Below are 16,956 nucleotides of genomic sequence, written 5' to 3' on the forward strand. Positions count from 1 at the left end.
ATGCTAGAGGAAGATTTTTTAAAAGAAAAGCAAAATATACGCCAAAAAATGCTTAAATATTCACGAGCTATGACTCGGGGAATTCCTATGGATGAGGAGCTTAAAAAAGAAATTTCTAGTGATGATATTTTAAGAAGGCGTGTGAAAAATAAGTGTCAAAATTTATTTGATGATGAATTGTTTGAGACAAATTCATCGAAAAAATCAAATATCTATCTTAAAGAAGACTTAATTAATGTAAGATTAGAGGAAAAACAGCCTTTAAGCTCGCGATTTTTTGTCTATTTTAAGCAAAAAAAGAAGCAAAAAAATGAAAGCAAAAAAGAAAAGCCCGAAAAAAAGAAAAGCCTTATTTTTAATTTTAAAAAATTTAAAAAAGCGGAGAAAGAGCTTAAAAAAAAGCCTTTAGAGCAAGTTGTTACCACAAAAACTTCCACTTTAAATTCAAGTCAAAATCCTCTCCTTAAAGACAAAAAGCCCCAGTCAAAAATACCACTTGAAAAAGAAAATCCTCCCAAAAAGCTAGAAATTAAAGAGGAAAAAAAGCCCTTAGATATTAAAACCTTTCAGCCACAAACAGAGCCTTTAAAAGAGCCACAAAATGAAAGCATAGAGGCTAAAGATACTCTACTTGAAGGCTTTAGCAAGGCTACAAAAGAGGAGAGAAATTTAAATGCAAATCATTTGCTTTTTGCGAGTTTATTTTTAAGTTTTGCTTTATTTTTGTTTGTTCCGCAAATTTATATACGCAATCAAATTTATTATTTAAGCAGGGAAATCGCTACATTAAAAGCGGAAGAAAGTGTGTTAAATGAAGAAAATAAAGAGCTTAAAAGACGCTTAGAAAATCGGCGTTTTCAAAATCAAATTTTAGATTATTTAGAGTGATAATGGACGATTTTTTCAAGCACATATTGCTCAAGGGCGTTTTTAGAGACTTCTTCTTCTAGGGCTTGTTTATAAATTTCTTCTACGATTTTGGAATATTTTTCATAGCTAAAGCAGGGGAAGTGATTTTGCCACGCTTTTAAAATGAGCTTTTTTGACATTATTTTTCTTATGTAAAGTTTAAAAATGTCAAAGCCTATAAAGACAAAAGCTGTTACTAAAACCGCACTAATAATGCTGATATGAAAGTCTAAAAGCGTGAAAAAATAATGCGTTATTACAAGTAGAGGCAGTAAAATCACAAGGCATAAAATTCCATAATAAAAATAAGCATTGAGTGTTTTAATTTTAAAATTGAGTTTGGCAGGGTCTATAAGCATACCTTCATTAAATAAAACATTTGCTTCTAGTAAATCTCTCAAAAGCACAGGATGTTTAGAAATTTTAAAAAGAAAATTGAGACTAAAATTTTTAAATTTTTTCATTTTTGCTTCTTTTTGATATTAAATTTGGCGTATTTTAGCATAAATTTGGAGTATAATTTAGCAAAAAAGGCTTTGAATGATGCAAGAAAAAGAGATTGTTTTTTTAAATGGAGAATTTTTACACAAAGATCAGGCTAAAATTAGCATTTTTGATAGGGGTTTTATTTTTGGCGATGGGATTTATGAAGTTGTGCCTATTGTTTTTTCTAAAATGGTCGATAAGGAGGAATTTTGGCAGAGATTTGAGAGAAGCTTGGGGGCGATTAAGCTTAGTTTGCCTTACAAAAAAGAGGAATTTGAAGATATTTTAAAAGATTTGATTGCTAAAAATTCCTTAAAAGAAGGCGGAGTTTATATGCAAATAACCAGAGGCGTGGCGTCTAGGGAATTTAGCTTTGTGAAAAATCTTAAGCCTACTATTATGGCTTTTGCTTTTGAGTGCAGTGTTTTAAAGAGCGAATTTGAAGAGGGGGTGAGTGTGATTAGTGTGCCTGATTTGCGTTGGAAGAGGCGTGATATAAAAGCCATATCCCTTTTAGCACAGTGCTATGCTAAAGAACAAGCCGTTGAGGCTGGGGCATTTGAGGCTTTTATGATAGAAGATGGTAAGGTTAATGAAGCTTCAAGTGCTTCTGCTTTTATCATTAAAGATCAAACTCTCATTACTAAACCTTTTTCAAACGCTATTTTGCCGGGTATTAGACGATTAAATATCCTCAAATTTGCTAAAGAGCTTGGCTTAAAAATCGAACAAAGAGCCTTTAGTATGCAAGAAGTCTATGAGGCTGATGAAGTCTTTATCTCAGCAGCCACACTTTTGCTTCTTAGCGTGGTAAAAGCGGATGGAAAGCTTATAAATGGCGGAAAGGTGGGCAAATATGTCCCAAAACTTAGAGCTAAATATATCGAAAAAATCACAAAGGAGGCTTTAGCCCAGTAAGATAATCGCTAAGCTCTAAAGCTTCATAATCGCTAAGTTCTAAAAAGCTAAGGTGTGAGAGTTTGCTAAGGAGTAAATTTTCTTTTGGAATTTGATTTTTGCCTATTTCTAGGCTTGTGAAGACGCTTTGTCCTATTAAAAGTCTTTGCTTTTCATCTAAACGCAAGCCCCAAATGCTATGTAATGCTACGCTTTTATGGTCGATTTCTCCTGCATAAAGCATAATGTGTCCTCTCATATAAAGAAGCGTTGCATAAGGCTTTGCGAAGCGTTTTAAAACCGCCTTTTTTTCTTCATTGCTTAAAAAACTAATATCGAAATTTTTAAAGCTTTTATTTTGAGCTAAAGAATTTCGCGGTAAATAAATTCCAAAAGCCGCGAAAATATCTCTTAAAAATAAGGAGCAATCACGCTCATAATCATACCCGCCCCAGCCATAAGGTAAAGCCAAAAGCTCGGCGACTTGGTTTTTTAAATTGACTTCATTTAATTTTAGCGGAAAAGGCGAAGCGATTTTTTTGGCGATTTTATATTTTCTAGCGCCTATTTTTCCATAATAATGTGTCGCATCGCTTTTGTAATAAGGATACAATGCTCCCATTCTCGTTTCAAAAAAGAATTGTCCTCTTTCATCTAAAATAGGCATTTTTTCTTTAAGTGGGGTGATGAAATTGAGCTTTTCATAAATTTTAGCTCTTCTATCGTCAAAAAGTTCTAAATTTTTTCTCTCCACAAAGCCAAAGCCACTTTCACTCATCACAAAAGCATAGCGTTTATCTAAACTCAAATGCGAGATCAAAACGGCACTTCCAGCATTTAAAACAGAATCGCTTGCATAATCAAAGGGAATTCCCTCCCCTTGTAAAAAAGGATTTTTCAAAATCGCTTTTTGAGTGGGGAAATTTTTTAAAATGCTATTTTGCACGACTAGGGCTTTTTGATTGAGTGAATTTAGGGCTTTGATGTTGGCATTTTTGATTTGAGTGTTGAACCACGAAAGGGGGATTTTTTGTTTATTGAAAAAATAATAATTTCCGCTTTTATATCCGCTAAAAGACCAAAATAAATTCGTATTTTTAAATTGTTTAAAATGACTATGCCAAGGGGCAAAAAAGGCTGTTTTGAATTTTTGCGGATTAGTTTTTATGGTGCTATTTAGAGCGGGAAGCATACTTAAATTTTGTTCAAATTCTAGGGTAGCATAAGGGGAATTGACTTTTTGTAAGCTTTGATTTTCTAAAGGTTTTTGAGGGGCTTTGTGAGTGGAGCAAGCCATAAATAAAAAAGCTACAAAACACAAAATATAACGCATAATAAACCTTTTACAAAAAATAGTTATAATTATACTTTAAGGAAATATAATGCTTGATAAATTAGAAAAAATTTTACAAGATCGTAATGTTTTTTTAAGTGGTGGGGCTGGTGTTGGCAAGAGTTTTTTAACAAATCAACTCAAATTTTCTTATAGAAAACAAAATAAAAAACTCGTAGCTTTAGGCTCTAGTGCTTTGAGTGCTTTTAATGTAGGCGGAGTTACTTTGCATAGCTTTTTTTGTTTAGGGCGAATGGAAAATTTTGAGGATTTGAAAAATTATGATAGATTGCAAAAAAATAAGCTAAAAAAGCTTGAAAAAGTGCTTTCTAAACTCGATTTAATTATTGTTGATGAAATCTCTATGGTAAGTGCGACTATTTTTGATATGGTAGCGTTAAGGCTTAAAAATTCAGGCTTTTCTGGGAAAATTTTGCTTGTGGGCGATTTTTTCCAGTTGCCCCCTGTGGTTAAAGAAAAGCAAAATTCTCTATTTGTCAATACTTACTACGCTTTTGCTTCGCTTTTTTGGGAGGAATTAAGGCTTAAAAATGTCAAACTTTCCGTGCCAAAACGAACAGATAATGCCGAATTTTATGAGCATTTATCGCTCTTGCGTGAGGGTTATTTAAGCGAACAAACGCTTGATTATTTTGAAAAAATGCTTATTAAAACTTGGGATTTAGAAACTTTAGATGATGGTTTTACTTTGCTTTGCGGGATTAATAAGAGGGTTAATGCAATCAATGAGCAAAAATTAGCCAAAATCAACGCACCCCTATTAAATTTCAAGGCTAAATTTGAAAAAAAAGATGAAAATTTAAGCGATGGACAATTTATGGCGTGGGTGAGTGGGCTTGGGATTTTGGAGGAGCTTAAGATAAAAGTGGGTGCTAGAATTATTTTTTGTATGAATAATTTTGAGCAAAATTATTATAATGGCGAGCAAGGAATTATCGAAGATATTGTGGAAGATGAGCGAGGAATTTTATTGCAAATTATGAAAAATAACGGACAAATGATACTTTTAGAGCCTTATATTTTTGAGCTTAGCGAATTTAAAGAGGAGGGCGAGGATCTTGATTTAAACATTAGAGCTAGTGTGGTGCAGTATCCCATAAAATTAGCTTATGCGATTACAATTCACAAATCGCAAGGAATGAGTATAGAAAAGCTTGTGTGTGATATTGACCATATTTTTGAAAATGGACAGCTTTATGTGGCACTTTCAAGAGCGACTAATCCTCAAAGTCTTAAAATTTTATATTCTAAAAATTGGGATTTTAGAAGCTATTTTGAAAAAGCGTTAAAATTTGATGAAAATGTAAGTTGTTTTTATAAAGAAAATGATTTTATTGATTTGGAATTGTAAAGAGGAGTTAAAATGAAAAAATTCATATTGCTTTTAATTTCATTTTTATTTTTAAAGGCTGAAGTGGTAGAACTTGAGAAATTAAGAACAGAACTTTACTCAAAAAGTGGGGCAAATGTGCTTAAAAAAATAGAAATAAGCCTAGAATTTGAGGGGAAAAATCTTAAGGCAAATGAAAAAAAACTTATCGATAGTGTTAATACGGTCATTTCCGGCTTTTTTTACGAAGATATTTTCACGGAACTTGGTAAGAATAATTTTAAAAAAACTTTAAGTAAATTTGCGGATAAAAAATATAAAATTAAACTTAATGACATTTATATTTTATCTTTGAGTGGGGTGGAGAAATTTGACATTGAAGAATTTAAGCGTTTTTTAGAAAGCACAGATACAAAGAATTTAAAAGAAGAGGTTAAGGAAAGTGTGAAAGATTTGCAAAATGCACCAAAGCTTGAAATTCCTAAGGTGCAAGTGCCACAAATTGAAACAAATTTGAGTCAGCAAAATGATAATTTATCTCTGCCAAAACTCTTTGAAAATTTAAATGAAGATGAAGAAAAGCAAGAAGATGAAAGGATTGACCCTAAGCTTTTTGAGCTTTCTAAAAGCATCGAGGAAGAGATAAAAAAAGGCTTAAGCCTTGATAATAATACGACAGGTTTTGAGCTAAAACTCGATGAAAATACTACGCAAAATTAGCGTAAGATATCGTAATTTTGCGGAAATTTTGGTTTGAAAATTTGAGAATTGATTTTGGTATTTTTTTGAGGCTTATGAAGTGTGATAAGCACTTTATTTTCAAATTCATCGGTGTATTGTATGCTTTTGACTTCATCATTAAAAAGCGTGATAAAATAATCGACATTTTCATAATTAGCCTTAAGTTTATTAGGCGTTATTTCTTTGGCTTGTTTAAAAATGGCATTTAAATTTGGGATTTTTTCAAGTCTTGCAAAGCTCACTTGCTCCAAATCGTGCTCGACTATGACAATTTCATTTTTATTAATATAAATTTCTTTTTTACTTGGACTTTCATACGACCAAAAGGCTCTATCCTTTTCTAAAACAAAATGTCCCTTATAGTCAAATTGACTATTTTTAGAACTCACACTTTGAGTAAATTTGCTTGTGTAATTTTCATAATTTAAATCATAAGCAAAAACGAAACCGCAAATTAGACTTAAAAGGATAAAAAATTTCATCTTACCTCCTTAATTTTTAGGCGATTTTAATGAAACTTGGTTAATAAAAGCCTTTGGCAATTATTTAAAATATGCTTTAAGTTTGCCTTATGATGTGCGTTAAATTTAACAATTAATCGTTATAATTACGCTTTAAAATAAAATAATAAAAAGGTTTCAAATGCTTTTAAATACCCTAAAAAATATCTTTGGCACGAAAAATGAGCGTGAGGTTAAAAAATATCTTAAAAGAGTAACGCAAATCAATGCTCTAGAGAGTGTTTATGAAAATTTGAGTGATGAGGAATTAAAGGCTAAATTTGCGAGTTTTAAAGAGGAGCTTTTGAGCGAAAAGAAAAGCTTAGATGAGCTTTTAAACGATGTATTTGCCATAGTAAGAGAGGTGGGAAAGAGAACGCTTAATATGCGTCATTTTGATGTGCAACTCATCGGTGGTATGGTGCTTTGTGAGGGTAAAATAGCCGAGATGAAAACGGGCGAAGGTAAAACTTTAGTGGCGACTTTACCTGTGGTTTTAAATGCGATGAGTGGCAAGGGTGTGCATGTAGTAACGGTAAATGATTATCTTGCTAAAAGAGATGCTGAGCAAATGAGTGCAATTTATCATTTTTTAGGCTTTAGCGTAGGGGTGGTGCTGTCTTCACAAAATAGCGATTTAGAACATAAAAAAGCCTATGAATGCGATATTACTTACGGCACAAATAATGAATTTGGCTTTGATTATTTACGCGATAATATGAAATTTTCTAAAGCAGAAAAGGTGCAAAGGGGACATCATTTTGTTATTGTCGATGAGGTCGATAGCATTTTGATTGATGAGGCGAGGACGCCTTTGATTATCTCAGGTCCTACGAACCGCACACTTGATGGCTATATTAAAGCAAATGAAGTGGCAAAAACCCTTAAAAGAGGCGAGTCATTAGAGGCTAAAGATTTGGCTAAGGGCGTTAAGGCTAGTGGCGATTTTATAGTCGATGAGAAAAATCGTAATATTTTAATCACAGAGGAGGGTATAGCAAAGGCGGAAAAGCTTTTTGGCGTGGAGAATTTATACAGCCTTGATAATGCGATTTTAGCACATCAGCTTGATCAAGCCTTAAAGGCACATAATCTTTTTGAAAAAGATGTGCATTATGTTTTAAGGGGTAATGAAGTTGTTATTGTCGATGAATTTACGGGCAGACTTAGTGAGGGGAGGCGTTTTAGCGAGGGGCTTCATCAGGCTTTAGAAGCGAAAGAGGGCGTGAAAATCCAAGAAGAAAGTCAAACTTTAGCTGACATTACCTTTCAAAATTATTTTAGAATGTATGATAAATTAGCAGGTATGACAGGCACAGCTCAAACAGAAGCGACAGAATTTTCACAAATTTATAATTTAGATGTTGTTTCTATCCCCACAAATATCCCTATTAAAAGGCAGGATAGGGACGATTTAATTTATAAAACTCAAGAGGAAAAATTTAAAGCCGTGATTGATGAGATTAAAAAAGCAAATGCTAAGGGACAGCCTGTGCTTGTGGGGACGGCAAGTATAGAAAGAAGTGAAGTTTTTCACTCTATGTTGGCAAAAGAAAAAATCCCCCATTATGTTTTAAATGCTAAAAATCACGAGCAAGAAGCCCTAATCATCGCCGATGCAGGTAAAAAAGGTGCGGTTACCATAGCGACTAATATGGCAGGGCGTGGAGTGGATATAAAAATCAATGATGAGGTTAGAGAGCTTGGGGGGCTTTACATCATCGGCACGGAAAGGCACGAGAGCCGTAGGATAGACAATCAACTTCGTGGGCGTTCTGGTCGTCAAGGGGACCCTGGGACGAGTCGTTTTTATTTAAGCCTTGAGGATAATCTTTTGCGAATTTTTGGGGGCGATAAGATTAAGAGCATTATGGAAAGACTTGGCATTAAAGAGGGCGAGAGTATTGAAAGTCGCATTGTTACAAGGGCGGTGGAAAATGCACAAAAAAAGGTGGAAAGTTTGCATTTTGAAAGCCGTAAGCACTTATTAGAATATGATGATGTGGCAAATGAGCAAAGAAAGACGATTTATCGTTACCGCAATGAGCTTTTAGATGAAAATTATGACATTAGGGCAAAAATCTCGCAAAATATTAAAGAATACGCACAAAATACCCTAAATTCCATGATGATGGGTGAGAGTTTGGACGATTTTGAAGCCTTAAAGCAAAAAATAGCTCACGATTTTGCGACTGAGATTAATGAGGCGGATTTTAAGGAGCTTGATTTGGTCGCTTTGGAGGAGAAATTAAGCGAAATTTTGGAACGCTCTTATGAAGAAAAAATGGCACAAGTTGCGAAGGAGCAGTTGAGAAATATCGAGAGAATTTTGTATTTGCAAGTTTTGGATAATGCTTGGAGAGAGCATTTATATCAAATGGATATTTTAAAAACGGGCATAGGACTTAGAGGGTATAATCAAAAGGATCCTTTGGTGGAATATAAAAAAGAAAGCTACAATCTTTTCTTAGAGCTTGTTGAGCGCATTAAATTTGATAGCATTAAGCTACTTTTTAGTGTGCAGTTTTCACAAAAAGAGGTGGAAAATTTAGAGCAAAAGGTAAGCAAGGAAAATGAGGAATTTTTGGAAAATACCGCACAAATAGGTGCGAGTGAGGATAATTTAGGCGAAGCGGAATTTAAAAAAGTGCCTAGAAATGCTCCTTGCCCTTGCGGAAGCGGAAAGAAATTTAAAGAATGCCACGGAAAAAGTGGTCCTAAGAGGGGGTTTTTAGCTTAAACTTCTTTAAGATTTCGAAAGGTTAAACAAAATGGCAAATGAAAAACATACGGAAAATTTAATACTTAATGCTTTTGAGGCAAAGCTTGGTAAAAATGAAGATTTTTCGCTTTTTATGCAAAGTGTAGATAAAGAAATTTCAGCTCTTATAAAGGCTTTTAAGGAAGCGGGTGGTAAGCCTGATCTTTGTGATATAGAGGATTTTTCAAAAGGTGGAAATGGTATAGCACAGCCTGATTTTATAGCGCTTTTTGATAGGGATAAGGATACAATTTTTATTTGTGAGTGTAAAAAGGGAGCAAATTTTCATAGGAGTGCGAATTTGAATAAACCCAAATCTTACGCACTTGATGGGGTGATTTACTATGCTAAGTTTTTACAAAAGTATTTTAATGTTATAGCCCTAGCTGTCAGCGGAACGAAAGAGCTTAAAAGCACGGCTTTATATTTTCCCAAAAGTGCTAATTTAAGCTATGATGAAAAGGTATTTTTAAAGACAGAAAATATCATTTTAAATCCCTTAAACTATCTAAAGCTTTTAAAAGGCGAGAGATTAAGCAGGGAATTTTCTCTTTCTAAGGTGAGCTTGTTAGCTTTGGAATTTCACGATACTTTAAGAGAGATTAAGATTAGCGAAAGACATAAGCCTATTTTTATTGCAGGACTTTTACTTGCTTTAGAAAATGATGATTTTAGGAGGGATTATTATGCTTTTAATTCTTTTAATACGCTTTATTCTAGCCTTAGACTTGCTTTAAATGAAGTGTTAAATAAGGCAGATTTGACAAATAAAAAAATAAAAAATATAGAAAACGCCATTAATGAAGTGGAAAATAATGTCAAGCTTAAAGAAAAGCATTTGATTGAAAAAGGCTCTATTTTTTGGTATCTTAAAGAGCTTGATATGAAAATTAGACCTATGATTAATCACGCGAATTCAAATTTAGACGCACTAGGTATTTTTTATCACGAATTTATCAAATACACAGGTGGCGATGGTAAGGGGCTTGGCATAGTGCTAACCCCTGCGCATTTGAGTGAATTTATGTGTGAAATAGCTGGGGTCAATAAGAAAAGTAAAGTTTTAGATATTTGTTGCGGTTCGGCTTCTTTTCTTGTTTCGGCTATGGTTTTGATGATAAAACAAGCAAACGAAAAAGAAGCTTCGCAGATAAAAAAAGAGCAAATTTATGGCATAGAGCTTGACCCTGATCTTTATACTTTGGCTAATACCAATATGATTATGCGGCGTGATGGTAAGAGTAATATTTATCAAGGCGATTGCTTTAATGAGGAATTTGACAAGCTAAAGGGCGTTTGTAATGTGGGGATTTTAAATCCTCCTTATTCTCAAAAAGATAAAAGCGAGCTGGAATTTGTGGAGAGGCTTTGCGAGTTGATTGTTCCTGGGGGGTTGGTTTGCGTTGTTGTGCCTTTATCTTGTGCTATTGGGAATAAATTTAAACTTGAAAGGGAAAGACTTTTTAAAAAGCATTCTCTTTTAGCGGTGTTTTCAATGCCAGATGATATTTTTTATTCTAATAATGCCAACACAAATACCTGCGTTATGCTTTGGCAAGCCCACACGCCTCATTATATCAATGTTAATTTAAGAGAAAAAGAGCTTTTGGACGAGGAAAATATAAGAAATTTTACCTATTTTGGTTTTTATAAAGACGATGGTTTTGTGAAGGCTAAAAAGCTGGGAAGGATTGATAAATATAATAGATGGCAAAAAATTAAAAAAGAGTGGATAGAAAATTATCAACTTAAAAAGCAAATTGACGGCTTAAGCATAATTAAAAAAGTAACGCATTTAGATGAGTGGTTAGCTGAGGCTTATATTAAAACGGATTATTCTAAGCTTACTAGGGAAGATTTTGAAAAGACCGTGAGGGATTATTTGGCACATCTTATAAAATGGAATTTAAATGATAAAGGTTAAAGATTTATTTGATATTAAAACGGGTGGGGATTTGTGGATTGAAAAGGAAACAAAGGGAGAAATTCCTGTTGTAGCACTTGGTTTTGAGGATAATGGCATTGTTGGTTTTATAAAAAAAAATACAAAGCACAAGCTCTACCCAAAAGGCTCTATTACAGTGGCTGGTTGGGCTGGCGGTTTAAAAGCGTTTGTGCAAGAAAGGGATTTTTATGTGAGGGGCAGAGTTAAAATTTTAATCCCTAAAAATTCAAATATGCTTCTAAGTGAAAAGCTATTTTATTGCACTTGCTTAAATCAAAATTCATTCCGTTTTGCTTATGGGCGTAAGTCGTCTGCTGATAAATTGGCGGATTTATTACTGCCAAGTAAAATTCCTCTGTGGGTTTATAATTTAAATATTAGTGATTTGAAGAAAAAATTTATTTCAAAAACTAGAACACAATTTGATTTAGAGCTTTCCACTTGGCGTGAATTTAAAATGGTAGATATTTTTGAAAAAATCATAAGAGGCAAGAGGCTTAAAAGCGAGGACAGAGAACACGATTTAAATGAAAAACAAACGCTTTATTTTTCGGCATCAGAGCTTGATAATGGCTTGACAGATAAAATTACAAATCCCGTTTTTGTGGAGAAAAACGCTTTAATCTATACGACCTTTGGAGATTGTTTTTATGTGGAAGGTGAATTTAGTGCTAGTGATGAGATTAATATCTTTAAACATTCTAAAATGGATAAATACTCAGCTCTTTTTATTGCTACAATCATTTCTCAAAACAAATATCGTTACCGCTTTGGCAGAAAAGCTTTTTTTAACAAATTTGAAAATGAGTTTATTAAATTGCCCGCCCTTAAAGAAAAAGGCGAGATGAAGCCTGACTTTGCTTTTATGAGTGCGTATATCAAAACTTTAAAATATAGTGAGTTTATATGACGCGTTATCTACTTTTTAAATACCTTCGTTTTGATAAAGAGCAACCTTTTATCAATCTTTCTATGCTTTTGGCGTTTTTGGGTGTGTGCGTGGGGCTTTGTGTGCTTTTGGTCGCTATGGCGATAATGAACGGCTTTGATAAGGAATTTCAAAAACGCTTTTTTGTGATGAATTATCCCATTACCATAATGCCGAAATTTTACGCACCCGTTGATGATGAATTTGTAGCGGAGTTAAGGCGTGAATTTCCACATTTGCTTTTTAGTCCCTATCTTAGCACTCAAGTCATCGCTAAGGGGGATAATCGTTTTGAGGGTGGGGTTGTTTTTGGTGTGAATTTTGAAGAGGAGAAGAAGATTAATGAGGTTGTTAAAGATGCCCTCAAAGATACGAATTTAAGCTCCTATGACATACTCATAGGTGGGGCTTTAGCGGAGGAATTTCGCCTTAAAAAAAATGATAAACTTTCCTTAATCTTTTCAAATTTAAATCCTAGTGGCTTTTCTCTCACTCCTACGACTAAGCGTTTTGATGTGAAGGCTAAGTTTAATTCCGGGCTTATTTTTTACGATAAGGCTTATATGTATGTTAAGGCAGAGGCGCTTAGAAAGGTTTTAGGCGTGAAAGAGGGCTATGATGGTGTGCATATTTATAGTGAAAATGCTTTTGAAGATATAGAAAAACTTAGGGCTTATTTGGGGCAGGATTATGCCACCATAGGCTGGTGGGAGCAAAATCAAAATTTCTTCTCCGCCCTAGAGCTTGAAAAAAGGGCTTTATTTATCGTTTTAATGCTCATTATCCTTGTTGCTGGGCTTAATATAGTAAGTTCGCTTTTAATGATAGTGATGAACCGCCGCAGTGAAATAGCCCTTTTACTCGCACTTGGTGCAAGTAAAAAGGAGATTAAAAAAAGCTTTTTTGCTCTTGGTATGCTAATAGGGGGTAGTGGTATGGTGTGTGGGGTGATTTTAGCCTTTGTAGCTTTGTGGCTTTTGGGGAATTTTGACCTTGTGTCCTTACCTGCTGATGTATATGGCACTTCAAAATTACCGCTTGATTTATCTATTTTAGATTTTATTTTAACCTTAATGGGAGCTTTATTTATCATTGCTCTTTCTTCATTTTACCCTGCAAAAAAGGCGACTGAAGTGAATATTTTAGATACTTTAAGAAATGAATAATTTAAAAAGGACGAAAAATGATTTTTATCGATGCGTGTTTTAAGAGACAAACGCCCTATACTCCTGTGTGGATGATGCGTCAAGCAGGAAGATATTTAAGCGAATATATGGCAGTTAGAAAGAGTGCGGGGGATTTTCTTTCGCTTTGTAAGGATTATAAAAAGGCTAGTGAGGTAAGTTTGCAGCCTGTGGATATTTTGGGCGTGGATGCGGCAATTATTTTTTCTGATATTTTGGTCGTGCCTTTAGAAATGGGGCTTGAGCTGCGTTTTGAAAAAGGCGAGGGACCCGTTTTTAGCACTCCACTCCAAAATAAAGAAGATTTAGATAAACTTGATGATTTAAGTGCGGTTAAAAAGCTTCATTATGTCTATGACGCTCTTTCTTTGACAAGGGAAAAACTCCCAAAAGATAAAGCTTTGATAGGATTTTGCGGGAGTGCTTGGACTATCGCTACTTATATGATAGAGGGTAGGGGGAGTAAAAATTATGCAAAATGCAAAAAAATGCTTTATCAAAATCCTGAGCTTTTACATCAAATTTTAAGAAAATTAAACGAAGTATTGAAATTATATTTGGAGGAGCAAATTAAAGCTGGAGCAAATGCAGTGCAAATTTTTGACAGCTGGGCTGGGGCTTTAGAGGAGGGGGCGTTTTTTGAATTTTCTTTTTCTTATATGTGTGAGCTTAGTGCGTATCTTAAACGAAAATATCCGCATATCCCTGTGATAGTTTTTCCAAAGGGTGTGAGTGGGTATTTGGATAAAATTGAGGGGGAATTTGATGTATTTGGGGTGGATTGGAGCACTCCGCTTGATTTAGCAAGGGATAAACTTTCTCATAAATTTACTTTGCAAGGCAATATGGAGCCTTGTAGGCTTTATGATAAAAATGCCATAAAAAAGGGCGTAGAGCAAATTTTGCAAATAATGCAGGGCAAGGCGCATATTTTTAATTTAGGTCATGGAATTCTCCCTGATATCCCTGTGGAAAATGCGAAATACTTCATTAAACTTGTGCAAGAAAGCTCTAAAAAATGATGATTTTTGGTCCTGTGAATTCAAGGCGTTTTGGACTTTCTTTGGGGGTGGATTTAAGCGGAGCGAAAAAGCAGTGTAATTTTGACTGCGTGTATTGTGAGCTTGAAGCGGCAAAGCCTATGAAAGAGCAAGAGAGTGTTTTGAGTGTGGAGGAAATTCTAACAGAACTTAAAGCTGTTTTAAAAAAAGATGTGAAATTTGATGTTTTGACCCTGACTGCTAATGGCGAACCTAGTCTTTATCCGTATTTAAAAGAGTTAATTTTAGAGCTTAAAAAGCTTATTAAAGATAAGAAAATTCTCATCTTAAGCAATGGCACGGCGGTTTTAGATGAGGAAAAAATACAAGCTTTAGTGCTATGCGACATTGTTAAATTTAGCTTAGATAGTGCAAATGAAAAAACTTTTTATAAGATAGATAGAGCTTTAAAAGGGATTGATTTAAGCAAGATGATAGAAAAAATGGCGGAATTTAGGGCTAAGTTTAGCGGTGCTTTGGTAATGGAAATTTTGATAGTTAAGGGCTTTAATGATAATGAGGAGGAATTTATCTTGCTTAACGATGCTCTAACTAAAATCGCACCTATGAGAGTGGATTTAAGTAGCATAGATAGACCTCCTGCTTATGCGGTGAGTGGGGTCGATGAAATGAGGCTTTTGGAGCTTAGTGAGCTTATTAGCTCTGTGCCTGTTTTTATAGCAAAAAGACATAAAGCCATTTTAAGCTTTAGTGAGGAAGAGCTTTTAAAAACTTTGCGTTTGCGTCCTCAAAGTGAGCTTGATGTGGAGTGTTTTGATACAAAGAGTAAGAGAAATTTGCAAACTTTGCTTGAAAAAGGACAAATAAAAAGCGTTAATCTTGCTGGAGTGAAGTTTTATAAAGCCTAGCTAAATCAACACAAGCTTTTATCGTTGCTTCTTTGGCTAGACTAAATTGCAAGCCTTTAAGATTTTTCGCTGTGCTTTGTCCTATGGCGATGAAGTGATCTTTTGGGTGTGCTTTGTAAGTTTTTAAAAAATTTAAGACACTATGTGGAGAGGTTAAGATAAAAATAGCGGGTTGTTTTAGCTCTATTTTGCAGGCTTTAAAGACATTTTCATAAACAATTACTTCTTTTAGCTTTACGCCGTAGTTTTGTAAATCTTCGTTGAGCTTTGAGGCGATATTTTTGCCCCTAAGATAAAGACATTTTTGTCCTTTTAATTCGTCCTTAAATTCGTCAAAGAGTGTTTTTCCATAAGCAAGTGATGGAATTTTTATCTTTGTGAAGCCGAGTTTTTTTGCTTCTTTTGCCGTTTTTTCTCCCACGGCATAAATTTGTAAGGTAAAATTAAGCTTTATTTTTGCTCTTTCTAAGGCTTTGACGGCGTTTTTTGATGTTAAAATAAGAGCATTAAAATCTTTTAAATTGACATTAAAATCGAAAAAATTTATCTCATTTAAGATAAGATTTTCCACGCCCTTAAATTTCGCTTCATTTAAGAGATAAATTTTCACACACAGCCTTTTTTAAAGTTTTTGCGGCTTGATAAGGATTTTTAGCGTTCATAATCGCCCTTACCACCGCCACCCCACCAAGCTTAATGCCTCTTAAATCCTTAATAACCGCCTCATCAATACCACCGATTGCCACGACACTTATGGGTGAGTTTTCACAAATTTCACGCAAATTTTGAAGACTTAAAACGCTACTTTCTTTAGTCGGCGTTTTCTTAATCGCCCCACAGCCTAAATAATCCGCCCCCTCAATGCTTTCAAGTTTCTTTAAGCTTTTAAGACTTAAGCCTATGATTTTATCTTTTCCTAGAATTTTTCTTGCGATTTGTAGGGGTAAATCCTCTTGTCCCAAATGCACTCCATCAGCATCTAAGGCTAGAGCAAGGTCGATTCTATCGTTGATGATGAGAGGAATTTGGTATTTTTGGCAGAGTTTTTGAGCTTTTAAACCTAGAGTAAAAAAATCTCTTGCATTAAGATTTTTTTCTCTAAGTTGTATAAGGCTAACCCCTCCTTTTATCGCACTTTCAAGCACATTTAAAAATTTTTCATCGCTTAAATTTCCACGGCTTGCGACAAGATATAAGCTTAAATCAAGCATTAAAAGCCCAAAAATGATTTGTCGGTCCGCAACCCTTACCCAAATTCAAACTATAATCAATCGCCCCCCTCACATAGTTCTTAGCCTCTCTTACACTCTCAAGCTCTGTTTTACCAAGTGCTAGATTTGAAGCTATGGCAGAGCTTAGTGTGCAGCCTGTGCCGTGCGTATTTTTGGTTTCTATGCGTTCGCCTTTTAAAATGTGAATTTGCTCTCCGTCAAAAAAAACATCGTTGGCATTTGTTTCACTATGTCCGCCCTTGATTAAAACGGCTTTAGCACCCTTAGTGTGAAGATATTTAGCCGCTTTTATCATCTCTTCTTCATTTTGGATTTTAAAGCCACTTAAAAACTGCGCTTCTGGGATATTTGGCGTGAGTATATCGGCAAATTGCAGGATATTTTCTTTAAAAAATTCGCAGCACTCACTAGGCATTAAGGCAAAGCCATTTTTAGCAAACATCACAGGGTCAATCACGACATTTTCAGGCTTAAAACGCTCTAAATTTTCCCTTACGCAAAGCATTAGCTCCTTGCTCCCTATCATACCGATTTTAACAGCCTTAGGAGGGATATCCTCAAACACTGCTAAAAATTGCTCTTCAACGCATTTAATAGGCACATTATGCACGCTAATCACTCTTGCGGTATTTTCCGCTACTACGCTTAAAATCACACTCATACCAAAAAGCTTATACGCACTAAAGGTTTTTAAATCTGCTTGCACACCAGCCCCTCCGCTACAATCGCTTCCTGCTATGGTTAAAATAGGGATTAACTCACTTCCTTTTGCTTTCATTA

At 34.6% G+C, this 16,956-nt stretch carries 16 protein-coding genes; 10 read left to right on the forward strand and 6 right to left on the reverse strand.

What is annotated here, in order from left to right; translation table 11 throughout:
* Entirely contained in the window at nt 1-888 is an 888-nt protein-coding gene (locus tag EL158_RS02755; RefSeq protein ID WP_027304142.1) for a hypothetical protein, read from the forward strand.
* On the opposite strand, the gene EL158_RS02760 is transcribed toward EL158_RS02755, so the two are convergent.
* The gene (locus tag EL158_RS02760; RefSeq protein ID WP_004277012.1) at nt 876-1,373 is read right to left on the reverse strand and encodes a hypothetical protein; all 498 of its coding nucleotides are present in this window, start codon (nt 1,371-1,373) and stop codon (nt 876-878) included. The two genes, EL158_RS02755 and EL158_RS02760, sit on opposite strands and share 13 nt — an antisense overlap.
* Before the next feature lie 76 nt (nt 1,374-1,449).
* Here EL158_RS02760 and EL158_RS02765 point away from each other — a divergent pair, with 76 nt between their 5' ends.
* Entirely contained in the window at nt 1,450-2,313 is an 864-nt protein-coding gene (locus tag EL158_RS02765; protein ID WP_027304143.1) for a D-amino-acid transaminase, read from the forward strand.
* Here EL158_RS02765 and EL158_RS02770 read toward each other — a convergent pair.
* Nucleotides 2,288-3,625, reverse strand: coding sequence for an SH3 domain-containing C40 family peptidase (locus EL158_RS02770; RefSeq protein ID WP_027304144.1), 1,338 nt, complete (start codon nt 3,623-3,625; stop codon nt 2,288-2,290). The two genes, EL158_RS02765 and EL158_RS02770, sit on opposite strands and share 26 nt — an antisense overlap.
* 49 nt (nt 3,626-3,674) lie before the next feature.
* Between EL158_RS02770 and EL158_RS02775 the strand changes: the two genes are divergently transcribed.
* Entirely contained in the window at nt 3,675-4,997 is a 1,323-nt protein-coding gene (locus EL158_RS02775) for an ATP-dependent DNA helicase (RefSeq protein ID WP_027304145.1), read from the forward strand.
* A gap of 12 nt (nt 4,998-5,009) precedes the next feature.
* On the forward strand, nt 5,010-5,696 hold the full coding sequence (locus EL158_RS02780) for a hypothetical protein (protein WP_027304146.1): 687 nt from the start codon (nt 5,010-5,012) through the stop codon (nt 5,694-5,696).
* Here EL158_RS02780 and lolA read toward each other — a convergent pair.
* Entirely contained in the window at nt 5,693-6,199 is a 507-nt protein-coding gene (gene lolA, locus EL158_RS02785) for a LolA-like outer membrane lipoprotein chaperone (RefSeq protein ID WP_034955963.1), read from the reverse strand. The genes EL158_RS02780 and lolA overlap by 4 nt on opposite strands.
* A gap of 160 nt (nt 6,200-6,359) precedes the next feature.
* Here lolA and secA point away from each other — a divergent pair, with 160 nt between their 5' ends.
* The 6 genes from secA to EL158_RS02815 are packed head-to-tail and all read left to right on the forward strand — an operon-like array spanning nt 6,360 to nt 14,944.
* Complete coding sequence (secA, locus tag EL158_RS02790; RefSeq protein WP_027304148.1) at nt 6,360-8,957, forward strand: preprotein translocase subunit SecA; 2,598 nt, start codon at nt 6,360-6,362, stop codon at nt 8,955-8,957.
* A 31-nt stretch (nt 8,958-8,988) separates the two neighbouring features.
* Nucleotides 8,989-10,902, forward strand: coding sequence for an HsdM family class I SAM-dependent methyltransferase (locus EL158_RS02795; RefSeq protein WP_027304149.1), 1,914 nt, complete (start codon nt 8,989-8,991; stop codon nt 10,900-10,902).
* Nucleotides 10,889-11,833 (forward strand): restriction endonuclease subunit S, encoded by a 945-nt coding sequence (locus tag EL158_RS02800; protein WP_027304150.1) that lies wholly within the window; start codon nt 10,889-10,891, stop codon nt 11,831-11,833. The genes EL158_RS02795 and EL158_RS02800 overlap by 14 nt, the downstream gene beginning before the upstream one ends.
* Nucleotides 11,830-13,017 (forward strand): ABC transporter permease, encoded by a 1,188-nt coding sequence (locus tag EL158_RS02805; protein ID WP_027304151.1) that lies wholly within the window; start codon nt 11,830-11,832, stop codon nt 13,015-13,017. The genes EL158_RS02800 and EL158_RS02805 overlap by 4 nt, the downstream gene beginning before the upstream one ends.
* 17 nt (nt 13,018-13,034) lie before the next feature.
* Entirely contained in the window at nt 13,035-14,057 is a 1,023-nt protein-coding gene (gene hemE / locus EL158_RS02810) for a uroporphyrinogen decarboxylase (protein ID WP_027304152.1), read from the forward strand.
* Nucleotides 14,054-14,944 (forward strand): radical SAM protein, encoded by an 891-nt coding sequence (locus EL158_RS02815; protein ID WP_027304153.1) that lies wholly within the window; start codon nt 14,054-14,056, stop codon nt 14,942-14,944. The genes hemE and EL158_RS02815 overlap by 4 nt, the downstream gene beginning before the upstream one ends.
* Here EL158_RS02815 and EL158_RS02820 read toward each other — a convergent pair.
* Genes EL158_RS02820 through thiD form a run of 3 tightly spaced genes read right to left on the reverse strand, consistent with a single transcriptional unit; the run spans nt 14,910 to nt 16,954 of the window.
* On the reverse strand, nt 14,910-15,554 hold the full coding sequence (locus EL158_RS02820; protein ID WP_027304154.1) for a uroporphyrinogen-III synthase: 645 nt from the start codon (nt 15,552-15,554) through the stop codon (nt 14,910-14,912). The two genes, EL158_RS02815 and EL158_RS02820, sit on opposite strands and share 35 nt — an antisense overlap.
* A complete protein-coding gene (thiE, locus tag EL158_RS02825; protein WP_027304155.1) occupies nt 15,532-16,155 on the reverse strand; it encodes a thiamine phosphate synthase in 624 nt (207 codons plus the stop codon). The genes EL158_RS02820 and thiE overlap by 23 nt, the downstream gene beginning before the upstream one ends.
* Nucleotides 16,148-16,954, reverse strand: coding sequence for a bifunctional hydroxymethylpyrimidine kinase/phosphomethylpyrimidine kinase (gene thiD, locus EL158_RS02830; protein ID WP_027304156.1), 807 nt, complete (start codon nt 16,952-16,954; stop codon nt 16,148-16,150). The genes thiE and thiD overlap by 8 nt, the downstream gene beginning before the upstream one ends.
* Nucleotides 16,955-16,956: the final 2 nt, after the last annotated feature.

The organism is Campylobacter upsaliensis, from assembly GCF_900637395.1.
Lineage (GTDB): Bacteria > Campylobacterota > Campylobacteria > Campylobacterales > Campylobacteraceae > Campylobacter_D > Campylobacter_D upsaliensis.